Origin of the sequence: Pseudomonas rossensis, from assembly GCF_039888995.1 — a bacterium.
Lineage (GTDB): Bacteria > Pseudomonadota > Gammaproteobacteria > Pseudomonadales > Pseudomonadaceae > Aquipseudomonas > Aquipseudomonas rossensis.
Map to the genome: position 1 here is coordinate 1 of NZ_JBBWCB010000069.1, position 17,080 is coordinate 17,080.

10 protein-coding genes and 1 pseudogene are annotated in these 17,080 nt (G+C 55.6%); 9 read left to right on the forward strand and 2 right to left on the reverse strand.

Annotation, left to right across the window (positions count from 1 at the left end; all coding sequences use genetic code 11):
* The first annotated feature begins 641 nt into the window (after positions 1-641).
* Positions 642-5,912, forward strand: a complete 5,271-nt coding sequence (locus tag WLY71_RS18370; protein ID WP_347804668.1) for a hypothetical protein — start codon at positions 642-644, stop codon at positions 5,910-5,912.
* A gap of 443 nt (positions 5,913-6,355) precedes the next feature.
* On the opposite strand, the gene WLY71_RS18375 is transcribed toward WLY71_RS18370, so the two are convergent.
* The gene (locus WLY71_RS18375) at positions 6,356-7,264 is read right to left on the reverse strand and encodes a site-specific integrase (RefSeq protein ID WP_347804669.1); all 909 of its coding nucleotides are present in this window, start codon (positions 7,262-7,264) and stop codon (positions 6,356-6,358) included.
* Positions 7,265-7,436: 172 nt separating this feature from the next.
* Here WLY71_RS18375 and WLY71_RS18380 point away from each other — a divergent pair, with 172 nt between their 5' ends.
* Positions 7,437-8,411 (forward strand): DNA-binding protein, encoded by a 975-nt coding sequence (locus tag WLY71_RS18380; RefSeq protein ID WP_347804670.1) that lies wholly within the window; start codon positions 7,437-7,439, stop codon positions 8,409-8,411.
* Between the two features lie 73 nt (positions 8,412-8,484).
* Here WLY71_RS18380 and WLY71_RS18385 read toward each other — a convergent pair whose 3' ends face one another.
* Positions 8,485-9,366 (reverse strand): hypothetical protein, encoded by an 882-nt coding sequence (locus tag WLY71_RS18385; RefSeq protein WP_347804671.1) that lies wholly within the window; start codon positions 9,364-9,366, stop codon positions 8,485-8,487.
* Between the two features lie 232 nt (positions 9,367-9,598).
* On the opposite strand from WLY71_RS18385, the gene WLY71_RS18390 reads away from it, so the two are divergent.
* From WLY71_RS18390 to WLY71_RS18420, 7 genes and pseudogenes are all read left to right on the forward strand, one after another.
* On the forward strand, positions 9,599-10,354 hold the full coding sequence (locus WLY71_RS18390) for a hypothetical protein (RefSeq protein ID WP_347804672.1): 756 nt from the start codon (positions 9,599-9,601) through the stop codon (positions 10,352-10,354).
* 39 nt (positions 10,355-10,393) lie between these two features.
* On the forward strand, positions 10,394-11,041 hold the full coding sequence (locus tag WLY71_RS18395; RefSeq protein WP_347804673.1) for a TnsA endonuclease N-terminal domain-containing protein: 648 nt from the start codon (positions 10,394-10,396) through the stop codon (positions 11,039-11,041).
* A 5-nt stretch (positions 11,042-11,046) separates the two neighbouring features.
* On the forward strand, positions 11,047-12,939 hold the full coding sequence (locus WLY71_RS18400; protein ID WP_347804674.1) for a transposase family protein: 1,893 nt from the start codon (positions 11,047-11,049) through the stop codon (positions 12,937-12,939).
* Positions 12,929-13,921, forward strand: a complete 993-nt coding sequence (locus WLY71_RS18405) for an ATP-binding protein (RefSeq protein ID WP_347804675.1) — start codon at positions 12,929-12,931, stop codon at positions 13,919-13,921. Before WLY71_RS18400 ends, WLY71_RS18405 begins: the two co-directional genes overlap by 11 nt.
* Entirely contained in the window at positions 13,884-14,642 is a 759-nt protein-coding gene (locus WLY71_RS18410; RefSeq protein WP_347804676.1) for a TniQ family protein, read from the forward strand. The genes WLY71_RS18405 and WLY71_RS18410 overlap by 38 nt, the downstream gene beginning before the upstream one ends.
* Positions 14,552-16,429, forward strand: coding sequence for a MerR family transcriptional regulator (locus WLY71_RS18415; protein ID WP_347804677.1), 1,878 nt, complete (start codon positions 14,552-14,554; stop codon positions 16,427-16,429). Before WLY71_RS18410 ends, WLY71_RS18415 begins: the two co-directional genes overlap by 91 nt.
* A 332-nt stretch (positions 16,430-16,761) precedes the next feature.
* Positions 16,762-17,079: pseudogene (locus WLY71_RS18420) on the forward strand (LuxR C-terminal-related transcriptional regulator); the annotation flags it as partial.
* Position 17,080: the final 1 nt, after the last annotated feature.

Consider the following 17,080-nt stretch of genomic DNA (forward strand, 5'->3'; position numbering starts at 1 on the left):
GACCTGCGCCATTACCTCGCCTATTTCTACAGCCCTATTGGGCGTCCGTCGATTGATCCTGAACTGATGATTCGCATGCTGATCGTGGACTAACACATTACTGAAAGGAGGCAGACAGGGCAGCAGGCGAGCTTATTTAAAGGATGAGGCGTCCGAAGCTGAACAGCCCAGGTGAGTAACGGAGTACGACACGAGGCGTGGACATCAGAGCTGACGGTTCTGGTTTAACGAATTGACGGGGTGAACAGTGCTGGAAAAATGCCGCGGATGCCATTCAGGCTGTGTCGCAAATACTGCAACAGTTTGAAGTAAGGACGGCCAAGGCGCAGCGATCAGCGCGTTTCGATGATGTCCGCTTTGGGTCGACTGCCCCCTTCACGACAGGCAGAAATCGGCCAATATCGGACGTTCAGTTTCGTCCGCTTACTCTTTGGTGACGTGCCGGAGGTCTGTCCCGGGTGCTGCCAGCTCGGTGGCTTCGGCACCTACTCGACTGTACACTTTGCTGGCGCAACTCAGTGTTGCTGAACTAGCAATCGGGGACCTTCGACGCGCTTCAAGCCCACCATAGGGCTGCGTGGAACCTGCGCCCCCTGCTTCTTGCCAACAAATATGGCACAGCTATAAGCATTCGGAAGCTAATGGCCCCAACTAAGAACACATCAAAGCCGAAAGCAACTCGCGGCGGCAGCGCGAAACCCGCGTCCGCGACTCTGCGGTCGACGAGCGGCGCCGGGTTCGAGTTCGAGGACCTGATAAGCGCCTGGCAGTTGGTGAAGGCCCTGTCAGGTGAGCAGGCACCAGGTATCGGTGGCGTAGTCACGCAGATACAGGCCCAAGTCTCGACCTTGGGTTGGGGCATTGACGACCTGTTGCTGACGGCCCAGGCCACCACCGCGCCGCGGCGGCTTGCGATCTCGGCGAAGGGCAATTTGCAGGTGACCGCGGCCGGCCTCCCCGCTGACTTCGTGATGCGCGCTTGGGAACAGTGGCGTGATCCGCAGGGGCCGTTCAACCGCGCAGTCGACGGACTGGCCTTGGTCACGCTCGGCACCCAAAAGACGTTCGACCCGGCGTGGCGCGAAGTGAAAAACGCGTGCAGCGGCACTGATACTTCGCTCACTATGAGCCGTATCCGCAGTAACAAGAATCAGTCGGGTGTCTTCGACAGCGTCCAAAAACACGGCGGTGCGTCCGACGAGGAGACAATCGAGCTCATACGCCGCCTGCACGTGCTGCCCACCGACTTGCAGCTCGCACACTCCGAAAACAAGGCCCAGGCCATCGCGCAATGCCGACGCTTGCTCGCGTCTGGCAGCGACGGCGAAGCGCAGGCTCTTTGGGAGGGCCTCATCAACGTCGCGAAGGAGGTGCGCCTTCGCAGCGGGACCATCACCGTCCCGGACCTGTTGTGCTTGCTCCGAGGCCAGTTCGGCCTCCGCCATCATCCCGACTTCGAGCGTGATTGGGAGACGCTCTTCAACATTACCGCGGACTACAAGGCGCGGATAGAGACGGAGCTACCGTCTGGCTACGCCGTCCCGCGAACAGCGGAGAAGTCGTCGCTCCAGTCAGCTGTCGCCAATCACCCAATCACGGTGGTCTTCGGGGAGTCGGGCTCCGGCAAGTCAGCGCTGGTCAAATCTGTGTTGGACGACGCGTATCCGTCCTGGAACCAGGTGTGGTTCGGCCCGGAAGAACTGAAGACTGCGCTTAGCGCCGCGCGCCGTGGCACTCTTCCTCTGACGCACGAACTCTCGCTGGTGCTGAATGTCACGGTGAAGCCACATAACGTGCTGGTTATCGACTCCGCGGAACGCGTCGAGGCCCGCGAGTTCGTCGTCATCCGCCAACTGCTTCAAGCTTCTCTGCCGAGTGATAGCGAAGAGAGCGAGGGCGCGTGGCGTGTCGTCATCGTCACGCAGACTCAGAGTTGGGTCGAAGGCGAAGAGACGGTACTCGGCGGGCGGAAAGCGCATCCTGTTGAGGTCGAAACGCTCAAGCACGATGCTGTGAAGTTAGCGCTTCTGCCTTCATACACCTTGGGCTGGTTGGCCGCGCATGACGACACCATTGCGGCGCTGACGAACCTGCGGACATTGGCGTGGGTCATCAAGGCGGGGGCGGCGCTGGGGGCGAACGCTGGTGGACTGGCGTCTCACACCGCCATTGCCGATCGCCTCTGGAAATATTGGACGAAGGACCGCACCGACGTGAAGGCGCTGATGATGCGCCTCGCCCAGCGAGAGGCCTCGTTCGAGCGAAGCTTCGCGCTAACTGACCTGGAACCGGCGGACACGGCGACGCTCACGCCGTGCCCAGACGAGCTTCCGCTTCGCTTGAACGAGCGGACCAACCGCATCGAGTTCGAGCACGATCTCGCGGCGGATTGGGCGCGTTTCCAGTTCTTGAAGCAGATTTGGACAGATACGCCGCAGTGGGCCGTCTTGGCCGACAATCCGCTCTGGACGAACGCACTCCGGATGCTGGGCCAGTTCCTGCTGCGACAGCCGGCTGAGAATGGCACGGCCTGGGACCTCGCTTTCGGGGACGCGGAAGCCGCGAACAACGACCTGGCAGGCAATATCCTCCTTGATGCGCTCTGTTTGGACTCCGACGCCGAACGCTTCATGACCGAACACGTCGACCTCCTGCTCGACAACGGCGCGAAATACTTCACCCGGCTGCTCCAACGCTTCCATCACATCGCGACGGTGCCGACCGGCGGCGGAAAGGGGTTGGACGTGGCAGTCGGCTTGTACATGGAAGCGCAGTACCGCTCCATTGTTTTCGGCCGTTGGCCGCCCGTTCTACGCTTCCTCATCGCGCAGCGGGAGCGACTGGCTGGGCTGGTTTCATCCGCTCTCGCGAAGGTTATCGAGACCTGGCTGTCGAAGACGCCACGCACGTTAAGCAATGGCAATCTGATGCCTTTCCGTTTGGAAATGGCGGAGATGGCGCTGGCCATGGCTCGGACCGCGCAGGTCGAGAAGGGCCGCGGCGTGATGTACCTGACGCACGAGCCGTTGCTGTACACCGCGCCACTGGCTGGCGCGGCCGACCTGCCAACCGAGGTCAAGAACTGGGCGCTCGAACTTGCGGGACGTCGAGAGGTCGACGCTGACGTCAAACGGCGTATCGACGAGGTTCAGCGACAGAAGGCGAAGGCGCATGCCGAGCGTCTGAAGACCGATATCGGATACAAGGCGCGGCACGAAAAACGGAAGCAAATACCGCGCACTCTAGGGTCGTTCCGCGAGAGATTGCAGCCTTGGCCGCTAGGGGCCAGCGACAAGATCGACATGGATTTTCGGACCGCCTGCATCAAGGGGAACGGCATCCAGTCTCTGATGCGTGCGCAGCCTGAGCTTGCAGCCGAAGTCCTGCTCGCGCTCATCGTCGAAGACCAGCCAGAACAGGAGTATGGGTCTGATCGGTTCGAAATGGAGCTCGGACTCGAATACTCTCAGGACGCGTATCCGACGGCCTTCTGGAAAAGCCCGTTCTTCCCCTTCTTCCAGCTGGCTCCGGAAATGGCGCTCACCTCGCTTATCGCGCTGGTGAACTTCTGTACGGAGCGCTGGGTCGCCAAGGTTATGAAGGGGCGGATCGGCGAGGCTCTCGGAATAACACTGCAATTTGCGGACGGGTCGGAGAAGACCTTCCCTGGCTGGTGGCAGGTATTCGGTTGGCCGCAGTCCAATGAATCGATGCGCAACGGAAACCTGTTCTGCGCTCTGGATGCGTTGGAGCGCTGGCTTACGATGCGGCTCGATACGGGGGAGGACATCACCGCTGATATCGAGAGAATACTTCGGGAGGGAAACTCAGCAGCGCTCGTCAGCGTACTCCTCAACATCGCTAAATATCGGCCATCGCTTCTGCTGGGGCCCCTCGCTCCCCTGATTACGTTCCCGGACCTGTTCTTTTGGGATAGTGTCCGCGTGGAGCAGGTTGGCCATAACTTTGTTGGTTGGAGCTGGCTCAGGGACGGCCAGACGATGATTGACTTCGCCCGTGATTGGACCCTGGCTCCCCATCGCCAGCAGAAGTTCGTCCATGTCGTTGTCGAACTCCTACGGACAGACGACAACCTTGCGGGGCGTCTTCAAGCGCTACTGTCCACTTGGGCGTTGCCTGAAGATCCGAAGGAAGCGTTGGAGTTCAAGCTGCTATTCGCTGCGCTCGACCGGGCCAACTACCAGACCGCCACCGACCCGGCGACGGGCGAGGAAACTGAAGCTCTTGTGTACCCTGATGAACTGCGCCTCGCAGTGCAGTCGTGGCAGACCGAAAGCGCACCAACCCTTGCGTATCTACTCGTGCCGGATCGTTGCGAGCAGCGGCTTTGGGGCGGCGAGCCGCTCTCCGACGATGAGGCCGCGTACCTCTTTAGTCTGTTCCAAGAATGTAAGACCGGAGCAGAAGGCGAAGATGAGGACGCGAAGTCGAAATGCCGTCTCGCTGCGGCCAGTACGCTTGTCGTATTGGGAGGCGCTTGGCTCGCCCGGAACCCCGAAGCGCAGGAGCACGCGCTCGAAGTCGTGCGCGTCTGTATAGCGGCGGTCGCGTCGACAGTAGAAGAGATTCGCGTTCAACGCATAGGGAACCTCCTTGACGAGCTGAAGTTCGTCGCCTATGCAATCATGCACCTCTGGCTCACAGGTGGAGAGGGCGTTCAGGAATGGGAGACCGCCGTCCTGTGCCTTCTGACAAGCTGCGACACACAAGCGACCGCCGTTGTGGTCGGCGTCGCCTACGCCAATCGAGAGCAGCTTGGCACCGCTTGGTGGCGGCTGCTCCGCGCCGGGCTACTCTGGTCGGGCCTCATCCTGCTAGCTCCGCGCCATGGTGATGTCGACAATACTGAGCGCGCCTGGAAAGTGTGGCTCGCGCGGCTGCGGCGCTTTCCACTCCGTGGACCGAACGCGACTCCGGATGATCTCGATTTCAAGCGTGTTGCCGCGGGCCGAGAACGTTTGGACTTCCAGCGCCGGACGCGGCTTTACAATGCCGGCCATCAGACTTGGCGTGGAAAGCCGGAGCGCGAACGAGGTGGTTCGCTAGACGGTCAGATACTCGAAGTACTGTTTAACTGGCTCATCGAAGGCAGTGGCACTGGCGACCGCGATCTCGACACGCGGTTGGCACTGCGCATCTGGGATTACGACGCCACGCGCGCTAAGGCGCGCGCGAAGAAGCATGGCGAGTACGACTTGCCGAGCCAGAACCTTGGCTACGACATCCTTCAAAAGCTCGCGGCCCTGGCGATCGCCGCGCCCGCAGGGCAGGAGCGCACGGTTTGGGCCCCCGTTCTCGTCCACGGTCCGGCCGCACACTCCTCGCTGCAGCACTTTATTCACAGCTTGTTCCTGCGCCTCGGAAAAGGTGACGACCCGGTGGCATTTGAGCGCGTCTGGCGTGCTACCGCGGAGTACGGTCTCTCAGCCGATTGGTCTCAACCTGGCCTCTGGTACTACGGCGATCGCTTGACCTGCGGCTTGCTTGGCTTCGGCAATGAGGATGCCCTGTCGCGGCTGCACCCTGGCGCGGCTCTGCGGATGAAAGATCTCTATAAACGCTGGGCCGCTACGCACCTGACTCGCAACGAAGAATGCGTCACCCGTTTCTGCCACTTCCTGACGACAATGTTCGGAGCCCCACTTCGGCTTGATGGGCTTACCTGGCTCGCCGCGATGCTGAAGGAACGCGAGCCTTCCGGTCGCTGGTACCGCGAGGGTACGAGCGACGCATTAGTGGAGCTGGTGGCGACGGCATTGGGTTCCGACGCGCAGGCCCTGTCACAATATGCTCAGGCGCGGCAAGCTCTTATCGAGATAGCGGCCGCACTGGCAGCCATGAACATCCCTGTCGCCCTGGCTCTCCAGGAGCGTATTAAGCAGCTGCGATAGGCTTGATCGACGTGACGAAAGTTCGCTAGTGCCCCAATTTCAATGTCTGTAATTGGCCGAATTCAGCCGCTGCTGACCGGCAGCTATGGGTCGGCTGAAAGCGGTCGACCGAGAGAACAATGGACGTTTCACGCAGCCTTTCTGAAGGTAGGAGAAGAGCAATCGAATGAAGAAAAGCGATGCTGTAAACTACTTTTTTGAGTTGTTAACCTCACTGACTTACAGATCAAAAAAGCGGTTTACAGGCGTTTAAAAAACTTAGTGAGCGACCGGTCAGATTCACAACCAAAACTGCAGGCCTACCATCCTCAGCTCACCGAGTATGGCAGCTTACGACTAGCCATTCGGCGAAACAATGCCGTCGATATCGCCCTCCAGGAATCCGTCACAACACTGCACCTTTGCCCTTCCCGACTGAACGAACGCTTTGGCAGGCGGCGCGCTCAACGAGCCCAATCGCCGAAGGGAGCATCGGCCTCAATGTAGCGTGCTGCCGACTGCACATCTCGCCAGCCGACATACTCCATCAACGCCTTGCTGCTCCACTGGTTGCGACTGGCCCAGGTGGCAAAACCGCGGCGCAGCGAATGCGCGGTGTAACCCTCGCCAGCAACACCGCTGCGCAAAAACGCCAGACGCAAAATTCGCGAGAGACTATTCGGGTTGACTCGCCCCTCCGCTAGGTGGCCCCAGCGATCGATGGCGCGAAATACCGGCCCTTGCTTGATGCCGCTGACCGCAAGCCAGTGCTGGTAGGCGTCCACTGGGCAGAGCCGCTTCAGGGCCGGAACCACCAAGGTACGGCCGCGGTAGTCGCGATCGGTCTTGCTGCTTGCGAGGAAGATTTCCAACTCTTGCCCTTCGCGCAACTGAATATGCTCGACACGCAGACGGCACAGTTCGTCGCCACGCAGCGCACGCCAAAAGCCTATCAGGAGCAACGTCTGGTCCCGCGCCGCGCGCAACCGCACCGCCAACTGATCGGAGGTCAGCTGCCCGGCCAAACCCTTGATGCACGCTTCCAATATCTGTAACTGCAGCACTTCTGCCTGCTTGATAGGCTGCGGATGCAGCGCCTGAATACCGCGCAAGACATCGCGCACCCGCGACGCCTTGGTCGGGTCGGCGAAGCCGTGCTGCTGATGCCACTGGGCCAATGCGGCCAGGTGCGTGCGCAAGGTGTTGCTGGACAGCTTTGCGCCATAGGCGGCCAGGTAACGCACGATGTTTTCACTGGAGGCCGGCAGCACCCCGCCCCACTCCGCTTCAAAGTGTTCAACGGCTTGCGCATAGCGGCGCAGGGTGCTCTCGCGTCGCGCCGCTTGCAGGTACCGCTCGGTTGAATCGCTCACCCCACCTCCCGCATACCGCCTTTCCGGAACCCCGCGCCGAAAAAGGCTTATCACGTTCAAGAATTCAGCATTCTCGAACGCCAGTCCGTCCGAATTCCTGCCGTCCTAAAGGCAGGGTTACAGCTGTAATTGCATACTCCGTAAACCAGTACGAAATCGTCGGAGTCAGGCCATGGCACGCGGAGGCATCAACAAGGCCGTGGTGCAAATCGCCCGCGAAGCGCTGCTCGCCCGCGACCAGCACCCGAGCATCGACGCCGTGCGCGTGGAGCTGGGCAACACCGGTTCGAAGAGCACCATTCAGCGCTACCTGAAGGAGCTCAGCGCCCGAGAACAGGCACAGCCGCCTACCCCCGACGAGGAACTGCACAGCTTTGTCGCCGGTTTAAGCGCTCGCCTCACGGTGCTGGCCGAACAGGCGGTCGCCGAGGATCGCCAACGCCTGCAGCGGGATCGTTCGGCATATGAGCAACAGCGGCTGCAGCACCAGGCGCAACTCGATCACTTGCAGGGCGCTTACGCCGGTCTCGATCGTGAGCTGCAGGCCCTGCGTGAACACGAGCGAACACTCCAGGAGCAACTGCGCCAAGCGGACGGTGAATGTCAACGCTTGGGCCAGCTGGAACACGACCTGAACCAGCTGTTGCTCGAACGGACGACGCACCTCCAGTCGCTGGAGGACAAGCACCGCCAAGCGCGTGAAGCGCTCAAGCACTTTCGCCTGCAGCATCTGTCTCAGCGGGAGCAGGACACCCAGCGACACGACGCGCAGGTTCAGCAGTTGCAACACGAGTTGCGGGCACTGCGTATCAGTCTGTCGGATAAGCAGGATGAACTCGCCCGCCTATTCCAGGACAACGAACGGCTGGTCGGTGAGCTGCGCCATCAGGGCCAGCAAGCTCGCCAACGTGAACGTGCATTGCAGCAGTTGCGACAACAACACCAAGATGCAGAAGTCCGCGAGCATAGTGCGCAGGCGCGGGTCCTAGCGTTGACCACCGAACACGCCAGCCTGCGCGAACGGGTCAAGCGTCAGGTGCTCACGGAACGGCAGAGCCGTCGCGAGCTGCGGTTGCAGCGACAACAGATCGCGCGCTTGCAGGACTTGCTCGGCCATTCGGCACCCTTGACCACAGATCTCCGTTAGCTCTGCTTCCAGCCCGTCCCTAGCTGAAGCCCTTTGCTACCGCCGCAGGTTCGATCGAAGCGGAAACGTCGGGCTATGCACCCATAGCAAAAAGGTCACGTCGGTGGCCCTCGAGTGCCGCCTCAACCTTCCTAGCAATCCATGACGGTAGTTCGACAGAGGGTGGCTGACGGGCCAGCGTCAAGACCTCCTGTTGCAGCATTGCCTGGTCCGGCCGGTAGAGCTGCAACAGGGTGCAAGCGTGGAGGTCCCAACCGGCGATCCAGCCGCGAGCGCGCATCCATTCACCACAACGCTCCACGGCTTCACAATACTGCTCGAAGGCGGCGAAGTCTGAAGGCCAATCATCAACAAGTTCAAACAAACCGCGCAGGTAAATCTTGTTGAGCAACTCATACAGCGGTGCACGGACGAAGCATATCGGCTCAGCCATACACACCAGGATCAGGTAGTTCAGAAAATGCGTGCGTAACCAGCGACGGTGGGGCGCGAACTGCTTGGAGTTCGAGCCTAATAGGGCAAGGACACATCCCAGGTTGTTCCAATCGGGACAGCCAAACAGGCGACGCATTAGGAAGGAAGTATGCGCCGGCAGCTTATAGCCGTTTTCCAAGTGCAGTGTTTGCGCCCAATGATCGGTGGGGCGCCGCTCATCCCAGAGTGTACTCAGGACGTTCCACAACGAGTTGGTCCAGCAAGGCCGCACGGCAGGATAAGCCTTCAGCAAGGCGCTCAACCACGGCTCGCGTAACTCACTGCCTTCAAGTAGCCGTGCCCACTTGTTGTTGGGGGGTAAATACTGATCATTCTGACGATGCTGCTGCCAAGCTCCACCACATTGGGTCAGCGCGCCCCCGTTTTGCCGACATCCCCAGCAACTCAGCAGGCTATGAGCAAACACTCGGTTTCTAAGGCGCCGGACTAACGAAATGCGGCCCATGGCACGACCTTCCATTGCAACTTCCAACATCTGCAGTGAAGCACTGTTTTGTCCACAGCGAATGTGTGCCGGAGACTGACAGTTAACACACACTGATAATACTAGAAAATATGTATGTTATATCAATGAGATATTTTTCAAAAAAAATCACTAAGAGGGGGAAGTTCTTTAATTTAAGTAGGCGTTTAATAATATTAACAACTCTGAGATACAGGCCGACCTTCTGCGCGGCGCCTGGAGCGAAGTGATGAACACCATACTTAATCGGTATCGTTTACGAAAAGAGGCGACTCGACGTCGCGCCAGTGCAGAATCGGCCTTTAGCTCGCCTCGTCTACCGACCCCGCTGGCGATCTTTCCGCTCTCATCAATCACTCAACCTGAGCGCCACGAAGCGCTTCGGCCCCACGCCTTTCCTTTGCGAACAACGCTGTCGCTGGCCAACCTCCATCGCTGCCCCAATCCGTCTCAACAGGCCAATATGCCCCCCAACCTGAATTTGCTTCGCTGGGATAGTTTCGTATTCGCGAGAAAGTTTTCTCGCGAATACGAACATGGCTTTCTCAGCTTCTTGCTAAGCGCGCTCTGGATAAAGGTCAGCGTCGAAATGCTGTCGGCATCGGCACCCGACATCCATGTCCGCGAACCTATGGGTGGGCCTATGCAAATCGTAATACTGCCCGATACACGGACACTCCTTTTACTCGAGGCACACCTTCGCGCTTGGTATGCGGTGTACGAGTGGGCAATTGGTAAGGTCCAAGCCTTGGCGAATCACCCCAATAGCGAGCCTGGCCGAACTCGCGCCGGCCTCAACAATTACCCGCGGAACAAGCAGGCTTCCCCCCCACCGAACCAGTGGTCAAGTGCTGAATTACATCAGCTGAAAAGGCTGCGTCGCTTCGCTCCTAAGCATGTCGATGAACCTCTTCGCTATTGCCTGGACAATAGCCCCGAGTTCCCCAATATCAGTTCTTTACTTGAGGGCCTTGGCGGTGAGTGATGTGGACCAACCATCGCTAACACTCTCGGAGCCCAATCCATGGTTACTCCATATGATCGGCAAGCACCACATGCGGGCTATACGCTCGAACCGAGCAAACCGTTGGCGTTTGGAAAACCCCGCAAACTGGTGACCTTCGTTGCTTCGCGCAAGAACCAAGTCTCCATAGGCTGCGAGACCTTACTGGAGGCCGATTTTTGCATTCATCTGGAATATCAAACAGCGATCGCCGCCTACCAATCGCAGCCCTTCACGATCTGCTTCATCGAGTCGAAAACCCGCTATACCCCTGACTTTCTTGCAACACTGGTGGACGGTGGCCAGGTTGTGTACGAGGTAAAAAGCTACGCGGGCGCTCGCAATCGAAGATGGCAAATACGGCGTGCCGCACTGGAGCAACTGTTTAGCCGAAACGGTTTACGGTTCGAATGCGTTGAAGAGCGTCAGTTTTGCCATCCTGTCCAGATGCAAAACCTTCGCACGCTATACCATTTAGGCTACAACGGCAGCCTCGCCAACGTGCCGTATATGCTTCGCCTACTGCGCGAACAAACACAAAAAACTGTGTCGATCAGGTTTCTTCTAAAACAGGGAGTTCCACAGGCTGATATCACCTGTGCGCTGTTTCATCAACGGCTGCATTGCAATCTGCAGCGCCCGCTGAACTTACTCAGCCCCGTGTGGTGAATGTGATGAACACACTGGAGCTCAATGTCGGCGAGCATTACCAATACTGCGGTTCCGATTACCAGGTGGTCGCGGCCCAAGGCAATCGCTATCAACTGCGCTCGCTGAAATTCAGCAAGCACATCGTGATTCAGTCGTATGAGCGCCTGGTGCGCGCCTGGCGGAATGGTACCTTGGTCAAAACCCAGGAGGCACCGTTTGCTCCGCGGGCGGACCTGATCGTCGACGCCTTGAATGTACGCCAGCAGAACATCATGGCTCAACGGCTGGCTTATGTACTACCCGTGTTGGAGCGCTGGGGCGGCCGTCTGCCTCGCCAGCCGGTGCTGACTTTGCTCTCCGAAATTGCCGCACAGAGGGGCGAAGCGAGGCCGAGCTACGGAGCCCTTTACCTATGGGTAAGAGCCTACCTGAGCATGGGCGAAAATAAGCTCGCTCTCGTCCCGCGAACCCGGAGTTCGCCCACCCGGCGTGTTTACAGGCAGCCAGAGGTTGTACAAGAACTCATCCAGATCAATTTGGCTCAACTGTTCTTTAAGCCTACGCCGTGCAAGAAAACCGACCTAATTAGTGCCATCCAATGCTCAATTACCGCTTGCAACGAAAAACGGCCTCCACACGATCAGCTTGCCTGTCCATCGACCAGTACGCTGTACCGAATCATTACAGAATTGGACCGATACGAGACCGACCGCCATCAGCTCGGTTACCGTCGAGCCATCAAAAAGCAAAAATGGAGTAAAAAATGTAGGCGGCCATTGGAGTTCTTCAACCTCGTCGAGGGCGATACCCATGAAATCGATGTGGAAACCGTCGATGAGAACGGCCACTTGACCGGGCGCCTTTACTTGACTGCGCTGATTGAAGTGAGAGACAGGGTAATCACAGGATGGGACATCTCCTACAACCCGCCCAGCACCGAAAAGTCGATGCGCGCGCTGAAACATTCACTGTTGAGCAGTAATCCCTATGGAGGATTGGCTCGCCGTTATCGGCTGGACAATGGAAGCGAATTCGCCAATGCCCGTTTGAAAAGCGTCCTTCAGGACCTTGGCAGTGACGTGACCTACTGTGAACCGGGTAATCCGGATCAAAAACCGCACATCGAAAGTTTCTTCAAAACCTGGACCACATCCATCGTCCATTGCATGCGCGGTACGACATTTTCGGGGCCAAATCCTTATGACTCCGAAGCCAATGCCATCCTCACCTTGGAGGACGTCATGAAAAACTTCGAAGATTGGCTCGTTACTGCCTACCATCCGGGATTCCAGGATGGCTTGGGCAAATCCCCCCAGGAAGCTTGGGACGAAGACCAGGCCAATACACTCGCGTTCGAACGGAAAAGGTACAGCGAGGAAGACCTTAATCGACACCTGCTGTGTGTCGCTTACGTCAAACCCAACAATGGCCGGTTGCGCTTCAAAGGGCTCGCCTGGACGGGCCCAGCGGTAAGTTATCTGGCGACCCAGCATTCCGGCAAACCTAGGGCGCTGCGGCTGCTCTATGACATTTCCGAACTGGGCAAGGCCTGGGTCTGCGACCCTAATTCGCCAAGCGAACTCTTCGAAGTCATGCCGGTTGATCCCGATTATCAAAAGGGTTTGACCATGCACCTTCACGAAATGATCAAGGCCCGGCTCAGAGCCAGAAAGCAATCTCCAAACTACCGTGCCGCACGCGAGGCGCGGGTTCAGATATTACGAGAACTGGCCAACGCGAAAACCAAAACTGAATGGAAAACACGGAAACGCGCGGAGGAACGTGGCGACTTCAACGCTTGGTCGAGCTTGCCCGCCCCTCCAGTGGTCCGGGAGGATAACAGCAACAGACGTTATCAATTCCACCCTGATACCCCACCAGATTATGCGAGCGTGGTGACCAAACATGCTCGATGAATCGAAAGCTCAAGCCCTGGTCGAATTCAATAAACAGACCGTGTTCTTTCCCAGCTATCAATTCGCCTACTCCCAGCTTTCCAAAGCCGTGGGAGCCACTGAAATACGTAAAACGGCAAGCTGCGCCTTCATCATCGGGCCGTCTGGCTCCGGAAAATCTCGTCTGTGCGAGCTGTTCACCGATACCTTTAATCCGCCGTATATAGAGTGCGATAAAGACGGCATATTCAAAATTATAACCGCGCTCTACTGCATTGTGCCCGCTCCGGTAACGATCAAGGGGATTTGCACCACGTTACTCAAAGCGTTGGGCGTTTACCCGCCGCACGGGGACGTGCATGCGCTTAACGAACTACTCCTAGATCGACTAAAAAAATGCCGGGTCAGAGTCATAATCTTGGACGAAATCCAGCGCTTGTTGAAACCGGAAGCGGAGAAATCACGCGGCGTGACCTTGGATTGGCTGGTAACACTACTGAGCAAGAGTGAGATCCCCATCATGCTGGCAGGCACCGAAGAGTGCGAACTTCTGCTTAAGGAACAGAAAAAACAAAGTTTTTCACCGTTCATCAGAAGATACTGCTACGTCGCGTATCTGGAGCACTTCAAGTTCAGCGAGCTCGAAACCTCTGAGTATTACATGACGCTTAAGGTTCTTGATCAGCAGTTATTTAAGCTAATGAAGTTCGAAGGCGATGTTCATCTCCACGATCTGATGATCATGGCGCCGCTTTACGTTGCGAGCGTAGGAAGCCTGGAATACCTTCGACAAATCGTGCACGAAGCGGTTATCTGTGCTTTAACCCGTAACGCAACTACTCTCACCCGCCAGGACTTCTTCGAGGCCTGCCAATGCCTGAATCTCCCCAAACAGCTCAGTGAGACAACCAATCCGTTCACTTTAACGCTGAGTGAATGTCTAGCGTTGATAACGGGGTACACCCATGAACAAGCTAATCTTCGTACCAACTCCGCTCGCTGAAGAAAGTCCATACAGCCTGATCAGGCGGGTAACACTGTTTCATGGATTTCACACGATTGGTCAATTCAGTAGCCACTGCGTGGGTGAATCAGCTGTACAACACATTGCAGTAACCCAGTCATCAGCGATTGCTCAATTTTTAGCAGAAGAGGCGGGGGCCTATGCCCCCGCAGTCCTCAGTGGATTTTACAAATCTGTAAACCGCGCCCAGACGGTGAATTTGTTGGTCAGCGGAATTGAAATACCTAGCATTTATCTAAGGTTACGTTCTTTTGTGTACTGTGACGGCTGTTTCGAAGAAGGCTGGCAACGCCAAATTCAAGACATAAAACTTTCAGAAGTTTGCCCATACCACCAGAAAAAATACTTGGCGCACTGCCCCGCATGCGGTGGAGATTTTAAGTGGTGGCATGCTCTACATGGCAAATGTCACTACTGTGGGGTTGTCCTTAAGTGTACTCCCTGCACTGCCCAGGACTGCAGACATGAACAATATCTTGTACAGAGCTTGAAGACCCACGATCAAGCTTACCTTGACAAGGTTATGATAATTGCTCGCAATTTGGGAAGTGTTATGCAAAAAAACCTACCGCCCCCGAGGCCAGCCGCTGCCAGATTAATGAAGCAGCTATGCTCATTGCCAATAATGATGCGCACGGAATTCTGCAACACCTATCAGCGTTGCATAGCATATATCCCGATATCGATAAGTCTTGGATAGCCGCCCGTTTCTCAGGTTTCAAGAGCCCTGAAGTGAATGAAGCTATAAATGCCTTCATGAAAAGGACATCGTTGTCTCAGGACAGCATCCAGAGCGATATACCTTTTCTATTAACGGCCAGACAAGCCAGACGAAAAATGCAAGCGGAGGGCTTACGCTTCGCCAGCATACGCCGAATATGCCAAAGCGTTAACGCAACGAGAAAATTCTTTACCAATGATGACATTTTTGCATTATCTCTAGCGCTTGAAGAATATCACGCCAAGAGTGCTGGACGTTTACCCATCACACAGTCAGAGATGTGGACTACCAATGAGGTCGCAAGGCGGCTACATGTAAAACCGAACGTCGTACAAACTTATACCAGAGATGGTTTATTGCCATTCTATTGCGGCAAGAAAGGTAGGAAATTTTTTCTTCCAGCTGACGTGGATTGCTTACTCGATCGACTCCAACCTCCGCACTACATTGCAGCAACCTGTGGCGTTAAAGTCATAAAAATTCGCAAAGCCATTCTCGAATCGCAAGTTGAACCCAGCTACAATGCCGAACTCCACTGGTCGTACTGGCTATTTACCTCAGAAGACATCCAGTCAATCAAGCGAACGTTGGCACACAAAAAATCACGAGCCACAGAAGCGTTTCCGTTAATTCTACCAAACCTCCCAGCTGATCCAGTTTTTTTCGCGCAATTCCTGAGCTTTGCGCAGACTGCGAAAGCACTTCGAATTGAAAATGCAGCCGTGCATGCGCTCATAAAATGGCATTACTTGAAAAACTGCTACATATCTGTGAAGAAAATCTACATCCCTAAAACGGAAATACAAAAATTCAGAAAAAAATACTTGAATAGCAAAACCACCGGCAAAATTCTGAAAATCTCTGTAAACCGTCTGGCCGATGTGCTGCAATTTTTTGGCATCCAGCCACTAACCTTTCCCACCACCACACAGTCCCGAATCACTGCCATCTATAGAAGAAGCGAAATTTCAAAGTTTGCTATTCACCTAAGCACAGAAAAACCTACGGAAAATCAGAATTACCTGAGCATTACTATAGCCGCTAAACGTGCACAAATTTCCGAACACACCCTAAGAGCCCTGGCCTATCGCAATGTACTCTCTCACGTAGCGGGTAAGTTATCGTTTTATTTTCGGCCCAGCGTTCTGGATCTGTTTCGAAAGAAATTTTCAATTATTGAAGCACTGCTGACCCCAATGGGCTTTCCGTTAAGAGCAACCCCTAGACTTATCGAGAAGCTGTACAAATATGACACCAAAGAAATACCCCCCAGGTCCAATACGGCGGAATTCTATCGAAGCAGCGCCGACATACTCTCGTACCTAAACTCAGAGACACCAATTGATTCCCCAATTTTACGCAAAATAAAAAGAGCGGCACATTTTTTCCGCCCTGAGGTATCAGCTCTCCCGCCCGATTGCATATTGCTCAGCGTTGCCCTTGAACAATTCCGAATCAGCTACAACGATTTTTATGATACGTTTTTAAAGAAAGGCTTTGTGTCACTAATCAGACATGAGAGGGAAAAATACCTAAACAGAAAAGATTTTGTTAAATACCAACACATCCTCGCTTCGCACATCACCTGCGCAATGGCCGACAGATTGGTTTTCAACAACTCCGGAACTAGTCGATGCTTGATTAGAAGAGGCATTCTGATAGGAGAACACTTATCCAATTTTATCGCCAAACCATTAATACAGCGGGACATGATATCGCATTACCTTATCAACCACCCCGTAAGTTCTTATCTCAAATCCAAATAATCACAAGCACATTTAATACTCAACCGAGCGGGTGTCACTACCCTCTCCCAACATCATATCGATCTCCAACCACGAAACTTCTTCAAGCCGTTCACGCCCGATCTCTGCTCGCCGCGCCCCTGCCACTTAAACTTTACCCACATAGGGCTCACTCGGTCACTGGGCAGTATTAAGCCGTGAACCTCCTACGGCCGCCCGACAGCACTTTCACTCGTATAAGTTTTCGTCTAACAATATTCATCAGTATTATTTTTTTTGAAAGCATGCATTTCAAGTCTTCATGAATTTCGCACCAACCACGGTCTGCCATATCAATCTGAACAGAAATTGATCGGGAAGACCTGAGTGAACTGGTCAGTGCTATAAAAGCCGTATTGTCAGGTTACAACTATTTCCCAAGCCAGGCCTTGAATCCTGTTCGCAGTGATGACGCGCGTTTCGCCGACCTGGAACTGTTCAAGTCAGTCAATGACCGGGAACTGATGGTATTGCAACTCTTTGCCCAAGGACGCACCAATAAAGAAATTGCCAAAGGCATGTTTCTGAGCAACAAGACTGTCAGCACTTATAAAAAACGCCTCATGCAAAAACTCAAAGCCAAATCCCTGGTTGAACTCATCGATATGGCAAAACGTAACGCGTTAGTGTGAG